The organism is Pseudomonas graminis, from assembly GCF_013201545.1.
GTDB lineage: Bacteria > Pseudomonadota > Gammaproteobacteria > Pseudomonadales > Pseudomonadaceae > Aquipseudomonas.
In genome coordinates this window covers 4,117,154-4,130,908 of record NZ_CP053746.1, presented here as the reverse complement: position 1 = coordinate 4,130,908, position 13,755 = coordinate 4,117,154, and the positions used below count along the sequence as shown (strand labels likewise).

Below are 13,755 nucleotides of genomic sequence, written 5' to 3'. Positions count from 1 at the left end.
CAACGACAGTTTCAATGAATACACGCACGCTCACTGGAGGAGCCGGCTTGTTGGCGAACGAGGTGGCGCTGAAATGAAGATGTTGACTGATCCACCGCGTTCGCCAGCAAGCCGGCTCCTACAAAGGTTTGCGTCAAAGAGACATGTGACGGGGTGCACAAGATCCGTGGGAGGTCACAGACATCCAGTTAGTTATCAGCCCGCTTGCCCGTCACTTGAAATCCCGACTGCGCACGTCGAGCCCGGTGAGCATCGGCGTGAGGTCGAACAATCGCTGGGCGATGACGTGGCGTACGCCCTTCTGGAATTCGAACTTGCCGAACACCTGCATCAACTGCGACCCGACCAACACCTTGCGTTGACGCTCGGCCAGATCACGCCAGACCACGACGTTGATCATTCCGTGTTCGTCTTCCAGGGTGACAAAGGTCACACCACTGGCGGTGCCGGGCCGTTGTCGACCGACGACAAGCCCGGCGACGCTGAAACTTCGGCCGTGTTCTTCATCCAGCAAATCCTTTGAGCTGCGAAAACGCTTCGCCGCCAGTTTGTGGCGCAACAGGGCCAGCGGGTGCGGGCCGAGTGTGGTGCCGAGGGTGTCGTAATCGGCAGCAAGGTCCTGGGCGACACTGGGCAACGGCAGCGCGACCTGGGCCTCTTCGCCAAAACAGTCATCGCCGAACAACGGCCGTTGCATCTCGACGCCGGCGATTTCCCAGCGCGCCCGATGCCGATGCCCCACCAGGCCTCGCAATGCACCGGAATCCGCCAGCGCAGCACGGGCCCGATTGTCCAGTTCGGCGCGAATACACAGGTCGGTTACGTCTTTGAAATCCCGTACGCCCCGCGCCTGCTCGATGCGTCTGGCGTCTTCCTCGCGGAAGCCGCGAATCATGCGCAGGCCCATGCGGATCGCCAGGTTCTGGTTGTATTCCCGGCCGGCCACCGGCTCGAGGGAACAGTCCCAGTCGCTGTACCGCACGTCCACCGGATGCACGTCGATGTGGTGGCGCCGGGCGTCTTGCAGCAATTGATCAGGGCTGTAAAAGCCCATCGGCCAACTGTTGATCAGCGCACAGGTGAACGCCGCCGGCTCGTGGCATTTGAGCCAGCAACTGGCGTAGGTCAACAGGGCGAAACTGGCGGCGTGGGATTCCGGAAAGCCATAACTGCCGAAGCCCTTGATCTGTTCGAAAATGCGCTGGATAAACTCGTCGGGGTAGCCCTTTTCCTTCATGCGCTCGCTGAGGCGAATGCGATGGGGCTCGAGACCGCCATGGCGTTTCCAGGCCGCCATTGACCGGCGCAGTTGATCCGCCTCCCCGGGGGAATAATCGGCAGCCACAATCGCCAGCTGCATGACCTGCTCCTGAAACAGCGGAACGCCCAACGTGCGCTCGAAAACCACTTTCAGTTCCTCGGACGGGTACGTCACTGCCTCTTCGCCGTTCTTGCGGCGCAGGTACGGATGCACCATGCCGCCCTGAATGGGCCCGGGGCGGACGATGGCGACTTCGATCACCAGGTCATAGAAGGTATTGGGCTTCAAGCGTGGCAGCATGGACATCTGCGCCCGCGACTCGATCTGGAACACTCCAATGGTGTCGGCGCGGGTGATCATGTCGTAGGTCGGTTTGTCCTCGGAAGGAATGGTCGCGATGGTCAGGTCGTAACCCCGATAGCCCCTGACCAGATCAAAGGTCCGGCGCAGCGCGCTGAGCATGCCCAAGGCCAGGATATCGACCTTGAGCAGGCCCACCAGATCGAGGTCGTCCTTGTCCCACTGAATAATGGTGCGGTCCGCCATGGCGGCGTTTTCCACCGGCACCAGGGTTTCCAGCGGGTGCTCGGAAATCACGAAACCGCCGGGGTGCTGGGACAAATGCCGCGGGAAGCCGATGAGTTCGCCGGTCAACGTCAGCACCCGCCGCAGGATCGGACTGTCGGGTTCGAAACCGCATTCGCGCAGGCGTTCGGCGGGCGGCATGCTGTCGCTCCAGCGGCTGAAGCAGTCGGCCAAGGCGTTGATCTGATCGGGGGGCAAACCGAGGACGCGCGCCACATCGCGGACGGCCCCCGCACCGTGGTAGGTACTGGCAACGGCAGTGAGCGCCGCCCTGCCCCGTCCGTATCGACGGAACACGTATTGCAGGACTTCCTCGCGCCGTTCGTGCTCGAAGTCGACGTCGATGTCCGGGGGCTCGTCGCGCTCTTCGGAGATGAAACGCTCGAACAGCAGATTGCTTTTTGACGGGTCCAGCTCGGTGATGCCCAGGGCAAAACACACTGTGGAGTTGGCCGCCGAGCCTCGGCCCTGGCAAAGAATGTGCTGGTCGCGGGCGAAGCTGACGATGTCATGCACCGTGAGGAAGTAACTCTCGTAACGCTTGGCCGCGATGACCTTCAGCTCTTTTTCGATGTTGCTGCGGGCGACCTCCGGCACGCCTTGAGGCCAGCGACGGCGTGCGCCCTGCTCGGTCAGATGCCGCAGCCAGCTGCTGGGGGACTGGTCAGGCGGTACCAGTTCATGGGGGTATTCGTAGCGCAATTCACTGAGGTCGAAGGTGCAGCGCCGGGCGATGGTCACGGTTTCAATCAGCAGGCTTGCTGGATACAACTCGCCGAGCACCGACAGCGGCCGCAGATGCCGCTCACCGTTGGCAAACAGCCGATGCCCTGCCTCGGCCACGGTGGTGTGGTGGCGAACGGCGCTCATGGTGTCCTGCAACGCCCGACGACCGCGGGCGTGCATGTGCACGTCGCCGCTTGCGACGGCTGGAATCGCCATGGCCCGTGCCATGCCGAGCAAGGTGTTCAGACGCTTTCGATCATCCGGACCGCAATGCAACTCGACACTCAGCCACAGATTCTGCTGAAAAATCCCACGCAACCATTCGCCTTGTTCCCGCCGCGTCGGAACGTCGTGATCTAGATCCGGCAGCCACAGCGCCAAAAGCCCCGAGAGCGGCGGCTGAAAGTCCTCGCGCAGCAAGCGGTATTCGCCCTTCTTGCTGCGGCGCCGACCCTGGGTGATCAAGCGACACAACGCCTGGTAGCCGGCGAGATTCTCCACCAGCAACACGATCTTCGGCCCGTTCTCGACAGTGATTTCGCTGCCGATGATCAGCGGCAGTTCACATTCCTTCGCCGCCTGCCACGCCCGCACAATGCCCGCCAGGGTGCATTCATCGGTGATCGCCAGCGCTTGATACCCATGAAGTTTGGCCCGCTCGAACAGCTCCTTCGCACTCGACGCCCCGCGCTGGAAGCTGAAGTTCGACAGGCAATGCAGCTCGGCGTATCCCCCGCTCATGCGAACCAGCCGTGGAGCAACAGGTTGCTGTCGCCGACGCTGCGGTACGCCCAGCCGCGCTGGCCGTTGCGGGTTTCGACGAGGTAATAGTCGCGGCGCACGTCGCCGCCGTCCCACCAGCCCGACTCGATGCGCTCCGGCCCGGCCAGCACGCGCAGGCCGGGCTCGGTCAGTAACTCGGGCTCAGGCAACAGCCAGCCGGGGCGTGGCACTTTATGGGTCAGCGCCAGCGGTTTGTTGGGGGATGCTGACAGCGAGGCGTGTTCCGGGCGATGGTCGGCATTGAAACCCAGCCCTGCGACCGCTTCATCTCCAAGCCGGGCACGCAGGCGTTCGCGCAGCTGCTCCCAGGGCATGGTCTGCTGTGGGCGGTCGTCGAACAGCTCGCGGTGGGTGGGCACAAATGCCGGCAGGTCCTTGGCCTGCAATCTCAAGGCGCGTACCGGCGAAGGCACTTCGACTTGTTCCAGACGGCCACGCGCCAGCTCGAACAGCATGTTGGCTTCGCGCTCGGCGCTGAGCAGGCCGACGGGAATCTGCGTGTCCGGCGCAACGCTGCCGACGCTCGGCACGTGCTCCAGATGAATCACGAAACGCTGAACGCCGCTGTCGCGCCCGGCCAGAAACACCGCCAGATCGGCAATCATGCGCTTGAGCGGAAACAGCAGCGCCTGATGGGATTCGACGTCGAAATTCAGCTCGATGCGGGTATCGAAACGGTCCGGCGGCACATAGCACTCCAGCCCCATGGGCCTGCGCCCAAACAGCGTGTCGAGGTGTTGCAGCACGGCGGCCGGGAAACGCCGGGCCAGGGTGTCACGTGGCAGCGCCTCAACCTGTCGCACGCGGTGCAGCCCCATGCGCGCCAGTGCAGTGGCGACTTCGGTTGGCAGTCCGATACGGTTGACCGGCATCTGTGCCAGCACCTCGTGCAGCGTGTCGCCATCGGTCACGGCAAGCCCATCATGGGCGTTGGCGAGCATGCGGGCCGCCAGCGGGTTGGGCGCCGCAACGATGCGGTGGGTGAAGCCCAGTTCGGTCAGTTCCTGACGCAGACGCGCTTCGAACACCGGCCATGGCCCGAACAGGCCGAAGCTGGATTCGACCTCCATCAACAGCACGCGCGGGTACTTCAGGCTAACGTGGGAACTGAAACGGTAGGCCCAGGCCGCCAGCAAACGATGCCAGCGCTCCGTTTCGTCGGGGTCGTATTCGACCGTGGCGAATTCACGGGTCATGGCATGGGCTGCGGTCAACGACTGGCCTGCACGCAGGCCTATGGCCCGGGCCGCCGGGTTGACCGTCTGCAGCACCCGGCGCTGGGCCGTGCCGCTGATCAGTGCCAGCGGTTCTTCAGGGTTTTCGCGACGACGCATGACGCCGTCCAGCGCCAGCTGCGGCAGGAGGACACAAGCCCAGAGCATGGCAACCTCAAACGTCAGCAGTGAACGGAAAGGGGGAAGACGGAGCCAGCCCGCCGCGACACTTCAGCACCCGCAACTGACTGGGGCGTGCATCGATCGCAATGCGCAGCGCGGCCGGTGACGGATTGGCCGCCGCTTCATGCCCGCGGCAGGCAAAAGCCAGGGTTTCACCGGTTTCGGCGGCCACCTGCAACCGCCGCAAGGCGCGGTCGTCGACTTTGGTGGGCCAGCACAACACAGCGCCGCAACTGCCCGAACGCAGGCATTGCTCCACCGCCCACAAGGCATCGCGCTCGTTGGCATGAATGATCGATAACTGCCTCAAGTCGATGCCCGCCATCTGCCACGCCTGCGCATAGGGCAAAAAGGGAGGCGCAACCAGCACGATGCGCTCGCCGCTGTCAGCGAGCCGCGCCAGGGTTGGCCACATCAGCCGCAACTCGCCAGTGCCGTTGGCCGCCACCAGCACTTCGGTCATCGCTGCAGGTGGCCAGCCGCCCAAAGGCAATGCCGCATCGAGGGCCGCATGGCCGGTGGGCTGGGCGGCAACCGAGGCAACTTGCTGGCGCCCTTTCCAGACCCGTCGCTCGTCCAGCAGCGCGTCGAGGCTGACCATCGCGCCCATCATTCCCGCCGCACCAGGCCACAGAACACGCCTTCGATGGCGAAGTCCTGGTCGGGCCGCACGATGATCGGTTGGTAGGCAGGGTTGCGCGGCAGCAGGCGCAAGTGATCATCGCCGCGCTCAAGGCGCTTGATGGTCACTTCGCCATCCAGTCGGGCGACGATGATCTGCCCGTCGCGGGCCTCGGCGCTTTGCAGGATGCCCACCAGATCGCCGTCGAAGATACCGTCGTCGATCATCGAGTCACCGTTCACCCGCAACAGGTAATCCGGGACGCGCATGAAGGTGCGGCTGTCCAGCGTGAAGGTGTCGTGGTGATCGAGATCGGGCCCGATGGGCGCACCGGCGGCCACTCGGCCGAGCACGGGTATGTCGAGCATCTGCGGTCGTGGGCGAGTGTCCAGCAGGCGGATACCGCGGGCCTGATTGGCGACGACTTCGATCAAGCCGGCGTCGGTCAGGGCCACGATATGTTTGCGCGCAACACTGCGCGACGCAAATCCGAAGGCTTCGGAAATTTCAGCCAGGCTGGGAGGCTGGCCATTCTGGGCGATGCGATCTCGAATGAACGTGAGGATGGCAGCGCGTTTTGGGGATAGGGTCGTCATGGAGCACATTTGTACTCTTTTCGAATAACCCTGACCAGCGCCTCTTGTCGATCCGGCTGCCATTTTTGTAACAGAGCGGCGAATCCTGGTAATTGCCACCCTGCTCCAAAGCGCTATCTAGCGCTCAAACAGCGCCTGAATCTGCGGATACGTGAGGCTGGACTCGGTGACTGTCTCCGAGCGGCCTTCCTCCAGAAAGCCCCTTGCCAATTGCTCGGCCTGTCCCCACAAGGTCTGGGCGATGCTGGATCCGGCGCTCAAACGGCGCACGCCCAATGCGGCCAACGCATCGGCGGCGAGCAGCCCCTGTCGCGCCAGCAGATTGATGGGCAGACCGATGCCTTTAACGACGGCTTTGATCGGCTCGACATCCACCAGGGCCGCGACGAACAGACCATCCGCCCCCGCCTCCCTGTACAGCTGGCCTCGCTTCAGGGTTTCCTGCAGGCGCAACTCATCAGGGACCAGACTCGCCAGGTAAACGTCCGTGCGGGCATTGATAAAGACGTCCAGCCCGTTACTGGCCGCCATGCTTTTGATCGCCTCGATCTTGCGGGCCAGCAGATCCGGCGCGTCGGAACCATCCTCGATATTGATCCCGACCGCGCCGACGTCCAGCACCCGCTTGACGTTTTCCGCGACGGTTTGCGGGTCGTCCGAGTAACCGTTTTCCATGTCGACCGACAGTGGCACCTTGATCAGCCGGGCGATGCCGGCCGCTACGCTTACGGCAATGTCGACCGGAAACACACGGCCATCGGCATAGCCCTGGGCCCAGGCGACCCCGGCGCTGGTGGTCGCGATGGCGGTGGCGCCGAGGCTTTCGAACAGTCGAGCGCTGCCCGCATCCCAGGCATTGGGCAGGCGCAAAACGGTGGATTGGTGATGGAGCGAGCGAAACGTCTGAGCGGAACCGGGCATGATCATCTCCATTGATTCGGTTTCGGGGCGGGTGCCTACTTTACGGTGTGCGTGTGCGTGATTGCGCGGGCCAGTCTAGAACAGTGACGCCTGGGTCGAAGCCACTACCTTGACGCGCTTTTCCCGCAGTGCGGGCTGATAACCCTCCAGGGTCAGCAGCAGATGCTTGGCGTCGAGGCCACCGGCAAAACCGGTGAGCGCTCCGGAGCTGCCGATCACGCGGTGGCAGGGAGCGATGATGGAAATGGGGTTCTTGCCGTTGGCGGCACCGACCGCGCGAACGGCCGCCGGGTTGCCGATCTGCAGGGCAACGTCGAGATAACTGCGGGTTTCACCGAAGGGAATGCTCAACAAGGCCTGCCAGACTGTCTGCTGAAAGGCTGTGCCATGAAATTCGAGCTCAAGGTCGAAGCGCTGACGCTGCCCGGCGAAGTATTCGGCGAGCTGGCGCTCAGTCCGGTCAAGGATATCGCTGCCGGTGTCTTCGCTCATCGCCCCCAGCAGCACGCGATTAGGGCGGTCGTTTTCCCACAGCACGGCGGCCAGACGCGGGCCTTTGGCGATCAGTTTCAGCTGACCGACCGGGGACTCGATGAAACGGTAGGTGAGGGTCATCGTCTGGCTCCTGCTCTGATTTTTGCTCTCGATACGGGCGCCGGGATAATCTGGAATCGTCCGGGCATGGGCCGTACGCCGTCATACTACTCGCGCGCCCATCCCGAACCACCCGATTCTTGCGCTCAAACTCTCGGGTCAACCGCCCTTCTGCTTGCCTGCTGCGTCCGCCGCGGAATTCCAGATGTGAATCGCGGCGTAGGCGCGCCAGGGTTTCCAGGCTTCGGCCCGCGCCTTGTGCTGCGGCAGACGGAGCAGCGATGGCTCTTGCTGAGTCATCAGGTTCATCAGCACCAGGTCGGCGGCGGGCCAGGCGTCCGGGTCACGCCAGGCGCGCATGGCAATGTACTCCACGGTCCAGGGGCCGATGCCGGGCATGGCCAGCAGCTGTCGCCGCACATCGCCGAGGTCGCCATGGCGAACGTCAAGGGACAGCTCGCCACTGGCCACCGCTGCCGCGAGACGCTGCAGGGTATCGACGCGCTTGCCGGGCATGCCGATCTTGTCCAGGTTGGCCTGCGCCAAGGCCTCAGGCGTCGGGAAGCGCCAGGCCAATTGTGGATGCAACCCCTCGTTGACCTGAACCCCGGCGCGCTGCACCAGGCGACCGACAATCGTCGTCGCCCCCTTCACGCTGACCTGCTGCCCGACGATCGTGCGCACCGCCAGCTCGAACCCGGAAAACGCCCCCGGCACGCGCAGCCCCGGACGACGCTGCACCAGCGATGCCAGCCACGGGTCTTGCGCGAGGGATTGGTCGATGATGTGCGGTTCGGCGTACAGATCGAACATGTGTGAAACCGGCACGATCAGCTCATCAATGTACTGACTCACCTCGCCGTGGGCGGTCGCCAGCAGTTGCTGCCCGCCCGGCGCCAGTTCCACCGTCAAGGCACCCTGGCTCCCCTTGAACTCGATGTTGCGCAGGTAAACGCCCCCGACCACCGCTTCCACCCCCGCCGTCATCCGCGCCGCGAAGAAATCGAGCATGCGCTGCCAGTTGAACGGCGGATTAAAGGAGATCAGGCGCGAGGCATGGGGCTGGAGAGCTTCAAGCATGGGGAGGCGCCGGCAGTCAGGGTCGGCTGACGCTAGCGTAATCGATGGAGGGGCACAAATATTTCGGGCTGAAACCCGTGATTGAGGGTGAGCAAACCGGCCTATTCCCGGCTGAAGCCGGTCCCACTAAGAGATCCGATGGATCCCCATCAACTCGGGCAGCCCACGGCCCCGCCATCAAGGTTCTGCTTGTAGTTTTCATACTGCAGGGTGGCCTTGCCGTCGTTCCATTTGAGGGTCAGGACCAGCACGGAATCGAAGTCCTCGGCGACCCAGTCGTCGACCAGTTTGAGTTTCTCGCCCGATGCCTCCTGGGCGACTTTGTTGATCAGCTCCGGCAGATAACCGTGGGACCAGGCGGTGTAAATGGTGGCGTCGTGGTATTTGTCGCGCATCAGCTCATCGGCCAGATCGCCGGTGTCATTGGCAGCGAAGTCGATATTGACCGGCAGGCCCAGCTTGATCGCGCTGGGTCCCACGGTCATGAGCGGGCGCAGGTAGCTGTAGGAATGATCGTGCTCGCCCTCTTCCACATGTCGGCTGGGGTTCGCGGCGAAGATGAAGTCGGCCTTGCCGAAAGTGTTCGGTAGCACGGTGGACAGGTCGATGGCGCGGTTCAGGCCCTGGCAGTTCAGTTGGCCCAAGCCGGTTTCGGGCTTCTCGGCGTGGCGCAGAAACACCAGGGTCTGGGTGCCGTTCTTGGGCTCGGCATGCACACCCTTGCCCGCTGCGAACCAGAAAATGGCGGAAGCGATCAGCAGGGTCGGCAATAGAAAATAGGTCATGCGCTGCATCGCGCGGGACAACAGAGGTGGCGTTGAAAAGCTCATATGGGCATGGAATTCTGATGGCTCGTGATGGGCATGATGCCCGATGCAACGTCCTTGTCAGCGTGCGGCTCGGTGCAGTATGGCGAGCGAATATTTCCGTATAACGAATGCCCATCAGATCAGAAAACGCTCAAGAGGTTGCACGCAACCGCCTGATTTGCCGAATTAATCGCCCAACGGTCCTGGCCGTGTATTTCGCAGGGAGTTAACCCAGAGCGTAAATAGCTCGGCGCAACTGTTTCCCCAGCAACACCTGATCATCAGACTGCTGTGCCATGCGCAGTATTAAAAGCCATGAAGTCCCGTAAATCCGCGCCTTCACCGACCCAACGTCCATGGCACAAAGCCTGCAATCTTCCAATCAAGCTAACCGATTCGCTCCGACTGTGGATTTCGTCTCAAGCAGCCGTACGCAGCTTCCGCCCTTAGATTGGACACTTACCATGACCTCCTTTACTCGCCTGCCGACCTCGTTAAAAGTACTCGCCGGCGCGCTTGCACTGACCTTGCAATCGCTGGCCCAGGCTGCCGAGGCGCCACCCGCCGAGGTGCATCTGGATTACGCTTACTATTCACCGGTCAGTCTGGTGCTCAAGCATTTTGGCTGGCTGGAAAAAGCGCTGCCAACGAGCAAAATCAGCTGGGTGTTCAGCCAGGGCAGCAACCGCTCGCTGGAATACCTCAACAGCGGCGGCGTCGACTTCGCCTCCTCTGCCAGTCTCTCAGCGGTGCTGGCGCGGGCCAACGGCAGCCCGATCAAATCAATCTACGTCTACAGTCGCGCCGAATGGACCGCGCTGGTGGTGCGCAAGGATTCGACGCTGCAGAGCGTTGCCGATCTCAAGGGCAAGAAAATCGCCGCCACCAAAGGCACCGACCCTTACCTGTTTACCCTGCGCGCCTTGCAGCAGGCGAAGCTGACCAAGGACGACGTCGAGCTGCTGCATCTGCAACACCCGGAAGGCCGTATTGCGTTGGAAAAAGGTGACGTCGACGCTTGGGCCGGGCTCGATCCGCACATGGCGGCGAGCGAAATACAGGCCGGCTCGCGCTTGCTCTATCGCAACAAGGACTTCAACAGCTTTGGCGTGGTCAGCGTGACCGAGCGTTATGCGAAAGAGCACCCGGAAGCGATCAAAACCGTCCTCGGCGCGTACGAAACAGCCCGGGAATGGTCGCTAAAAAACCCGGACGAGCTGGCGCAATTGCTCGCCACGGAGTCAGGTCTGCCGCTGGATGTCGCCAAACTGCAATTGACGCGTACTGACCTTGGCAGCCCGCTGCTGACCGACAAGGACATCACCGCTTCGAAGGCCGCCGCGCCGATTCTGGTTTCCGAAGAGCTGGTGCGCAAAGGCACGAACGTCGACCAGGTCATCGACCGCTTGATCGACCCAGACTTCGGCAACGCGGTCATCGCCAAGCCATGAGCAGCGCGCCGGGTCGCGAAGCCGGTGGCGGCGGTATCGAAAGCAGCGTCAGCCCCCACGCGCAGAGGTTGGAGCGCGAGCCCTCTGATGCCCAACCGAGTGTGCGGCAAGCACGTGGGAATGGGCTGACCCGCTTGAAGGGTTTTGCCGTGCCGGTGGTCATTTTACTGTTGTTGGAAATCGCCGTGCGGGTGGGTTGGGTGCAGTCCTACCAGATGCCGGCGCCCAGTGAGATCGCCTCGACACTGATGGACCTGGCCGACGGCGCGCTGTGGAAGCACATCGGCGCCAGCCTGACGCGGGTGCTGTCGGGGTTCGTCATTGGGGCGGGGCTGGCGCTGGTGTTTGCGGCGTGGGTCGGACTCAGCCGCGAGGCGGAAGCGTATCTGGAGCCGACGTTCGCCGGTCTGCGCTCTATCCCGAGCCTGGCCTGGGTGCCGCTGTTGCTGTTGTGGCTGGGGATTGGGGAGACGTCCAAGATTGTGCTGATTGCCATTGGGGCTTTCTTTCCGGTGTACCTGAACGGTGTCGCGGCCATCCGCAACATCGATCGCAAGCTGGTGGAGGTGGGGCAGATGTATCGCTTCAGTCGGTGGCAGATGGTTGTGCATGTGTTTTGGCCCGCCGCCTTGCCCGGCGCGTTCACTGGCTTGCGCTCGGGGTTGAGTCTGGCGTGGATGTTTCTGGTGGCGGCGGAGTTGATCGCCGCGACGAAGGGGTTGGGGTATCTGCTCAGTGATGGGCGCGAGACGTCGCGGCCCGATATTGTGCTGACGGCGATCATTGTGTTGGCGGTGTTGGGCAAGTTGACCGATGGGGTGCTGGCGATGCTCGAACGGCGGTGTTTGGCCTGGCGGGATTCCTTTAATGGCTAAGATCAAGATCAAGATCAAGATCAAAATCTAAAGCGTCGGCCTAACGGCCTCGGTTTCGCCTTCGGCGAGTTACTTGGAAAAGCACCCCAAGTAACCAAGGGTGCCTGCTCTCGGTTGGGCCCGACTTCGTCGGGTTCCCTCACTCCGACGACGCTCCGTGGGCCCGCGCCGAACGGACATCCATGTCCTAGCGGCGCTCTCGCGGCATCCATGCCGCTCGGCCCACTGCGCGTCGTCTACGTTCGGCCTGCACCCAAGTCGCGTTTTGCGGTGTTTGAACTATTTCGGTTGAAGATCAAGATCAAGATCAAACGCAAAAGCCGAGCGCCCATGATCCTCTGATCGTGCCCACGCTCCCCGCTCTGATGATCGTGCCCACGCTCCGCGTGGGTATGCATCCCAGGACGCTCCGCGTCACGTCACCCAGGCCTGAATGCGCGCTGTATTCGAGACGCGGAGCGTTCGGGGCGGCGTTACCACGCGGAGCGTGGGAACAATCAGAAATAGTGGCGGCGACCTCGACTGTAGGACCGGCTTCAGCCGGGAAGCCTTTGATATGCTTTAAAAGCGCTTTTGATCTTCGTACACAAAATGCCCAGACACCGCCAATCGCGACTTGGGTGCAGGCTGAACGCAGGTCTCGCTCCGTGGGCCGAGCGGCATGGATGCTGCGAGAGCCGCCCCCCGCCATGGATGCGGATGGCGGCGGGCCCACGGAGCGAGACCGGAGTGAAGGTACCCTGACGAAGGAAGGGCCCAACCAGGAGCAGGCACTTTTGCTTACTTTTGGTGCTTTTCAAAAGTAAGTCGCCGAAGGCGAAATATCTGCCGTTAGGCAGATGCCTTCAAACCGATATTGACGCCCTTAAAGATCTGGTGTCTCCTGAAACCGGTTTCAGAGCTAAATAGCTCCCCCCATAAGCCTGCTGATAAATCCAATAAGGTCCAGGCCGTGAACAGCATTTCCACCCCGACGACGCGCACCCGCGTCACCATGAACGACGTTGCCGACCTCGCGGGCGTCTCCAAGGCCAGCGTCTCGCGCTTCATCGGCGATGATCGTCAACTGCTGTCAGACGCCATCGCCAAACGCATCGAACAGGCCATCGACACCCTCGGCTATCGCCCCAACCAAATGGCCCGCGGCCTCAAACGCGGCCGCACCCGTCTGATCGGCATGCTCGTCGCCGACATCCGCAACCCCTACTCCATCGCCGTCATGCACGGCGTCGAAACCGCCTGCCGCAAACACGGCTACAGCCTCGTCGTGTGCAACACCGACCGCGACGACGAACAGGAACGCCTGCACCTCGCGGCCCTGCGCTCCTACAACATCGAAGGCCTGATCGTGAACACCCTCGGCCATCACCTCGACGAACTGCGCGAACTGCACCGCGAACTGCCGATGGTGCTGGTGGACCGCAAGGTCGATGAACTGCACAGCGACCTCGTCGGCCTCGACAACGTGGCGGCGATCCGGCAGGCGCTGGACCATCTGCATGACGCCGGTTATCGCGACGTGCTGATGGTCACCGAACCCCAGGACGGCACCAGCTCGCGGATCGAGCGGGTCGACGCTTTCAAACACCAGATTGCCCAGCGCGCCGATATGCATGGCCAGGTCTGCGAAACCGGCGAGGCGTTGCGCGATCGGTTGCGCCACTTCCTCGCTCAGCAAGGCCCCGGCCCCAAAGCGCTGTTCACTGCCAACGGCGTCGCGACCCTGATCACCACCCGCCAGCTGCATGAGCTGGGTTGCCACCTGTTCGACGACATCGGCCTGATCGCCCTTGACGAACTGGACTGGTACCCGCTGGTCGGCAGCGGCATCACCTCCCTCGCCCAACCCACCCATGAAATGGGCATCACCGCTTTCGAGTGCCTGCTCAATCGACTCCGTGGCGATCTGGAGCCGGTGCGGCTGTACGACTTCCCTGCGCAATTGATCGCGCGGGGCTCGACCCGACGACAGACCTGACATCCCACACAGATACCGCAGGTCAGGCCCTGCACACTGATGCGAACTTTTTCTCGGTTCGCTCGTTCGAACAAAAA

The 13,755-nt window shown here is 62.7% G+C and carries 11 protein-coding genes; 3 read left to right on the top strand and 8 right to left on the bottom strand.

The genetic code is table 11. From position 1 onward, the window contains the following. Window positions 1–211: 211 nt before the first annotated feature. The 8 genes from FX982_RS18480 to FX982_RS18445 form a co-directional block, all read right to left on the bottom strand. Complete coding sequence (locus tag FX982_RS18480; protein WP_172611958.1) at window positions 212–3,313, bottom strand: error-prone DNA polymerase; 3,102 nt, start codon at window positions 3,311–3,313, stop codon at window positions 212–214. Continuing rightward, entirely contained in the window at window positions 3,310–4,737 is a 1,428-nt protein-coding gene (locus FX982_RS18475; RefSeq protein WP_172611957.1) for a Y-family DNA polymerase, read from the bottom strand. Before FX982_RS18475 ends, FX982_RS18480 begins: the two co-directional genes overlap by 4 nt. A gap of 7 nt (window positions 4,738–4,744) precedes the next feature. Further along, complete coding sequence (gene imuA / locus FX982_RS18470; protein WP_172613101.1) at window positions 4,745–5,362, bottom strand: translesion DNA synthesis-associated protein ImuA; 618 nt, start codon at window positions 5,360–5,362, stop codon at window positions 4,745–4,747. After that, on the bottom strand, window positions 5,362–5,979 hold the full coding sequence (gene lexA / locus FX982_RS18465; RefSeq protein ID WP_172611956.1) for a transcriptional repressor LexA: 618 nt from the start codon (window positions 5,977–5,979) through the stop codon (window positions 5,362–5,364). Before lexA ends, imuA begins: the two co-directional genes overlap by 1 nt. A 108-nt stretch (window positions 5,980–6,087) precedes the next feature. Beyond that, window positions 6,088–6,891 carry an isocitrate lyase/PEP mutase family protein gene (locus FX982_RS18460; RefSeq protein ID WP_172611955.1) on the bottom strand — a complete coding sequence of 268 codons (804 nt, stop codon included), beginning with the start codon at window positions 6,889–6,891 and terminating at the stop codon, window positions 6,088–6,090. 75 nt (window positions 6,892–6,966) lie between these two features. Beyond that, window positions 6,967–7,506 (bottom strand): methylated-DNA--[protein]-cysteine S-methyltransferase, encoded by a 540-nt coding sequence (locus FX982_RS18455; protein ID WP_172611954.1) that lies wholly within the window; start codon window positions 7,504–7,506, stop codon window positions 6,967–6,969. A 138-nt stretch (window positions 7,507–7,644) separates the two neighbouring features. Next, on the bottom strand, window positions 7,645–8,565 hold the full coding sequence (locus FX982_RS18450; protein WP_172611953.1) for a DNA-3-methyladenine glycosylase family protein: 921 nt from the start codon (window positions 8,563–8,565) through the stop codon (window positions 7,645–7,647). Window positions 8,566–8,714: 149 nt separating this feature from the next. Next, window positions 8,715–9,359 (bottom strand): hypothetical protein, encoded by a 645-nt coding sequence (locus tag FX982_RS18445; protein WP_420793094.1) that lies wholly within the window; start codon window positions 9,357–9,359, stop codon window positions 8,715–8,717. Between the two features lie 479 nt (window positions 9,360–9,838). Here FX982_RS18445 and FX982_RS18440 point away from each other — a divergent pair, with 479 nt between their 5' ends. The 3 genes from FX982_RS18440 (at window position 9,839) to FX982_RS18430 (ending at window position 13,678) form a co-directional block, all read left to right on the top strand. Beyond that, window positions 9,839–10,825: an aliphatic sulfonate ABC transporter substrate-binding protein gene (locus tag FX982_RS18440; RefSeq protein ID WP_172611951.1), complete on the top strand. Its 987-nt coding sequence runs from the start codon at window positions 9,839–9,841 to the stop codon at window positions 10,823–10,825. Further along, complete coding sequence (locus FX982_RS18435) at window positions 10,822–11,700, top strand: ABC transporter permease (RefSeq protein WP_172611950.1); 879 nt, start codon at window positions 10,822–10,824, stop codon at window positions 11,698–11,700. Before FX982_RS18440 ends, FX982_RS18435 begins: the two co-directional genes overlap by 4 nt. 994 nt (window positions 11,701–12,694) lie before the next feature. Continuing rightward, on the top strand, window positions 12,695–13,678 hold the full coding sequence (locus tag FX982_RS18430) for a LacI family DNA-binding transcriptional regulator (RefSeq protein WP_172613100.1): 984 nt from the start codon (window positions 12,695–12,697) through the stop codon (window positions 13,676–13,678). Window positions 13,679–13,755 lie beyond the last annotated feature (77 nt).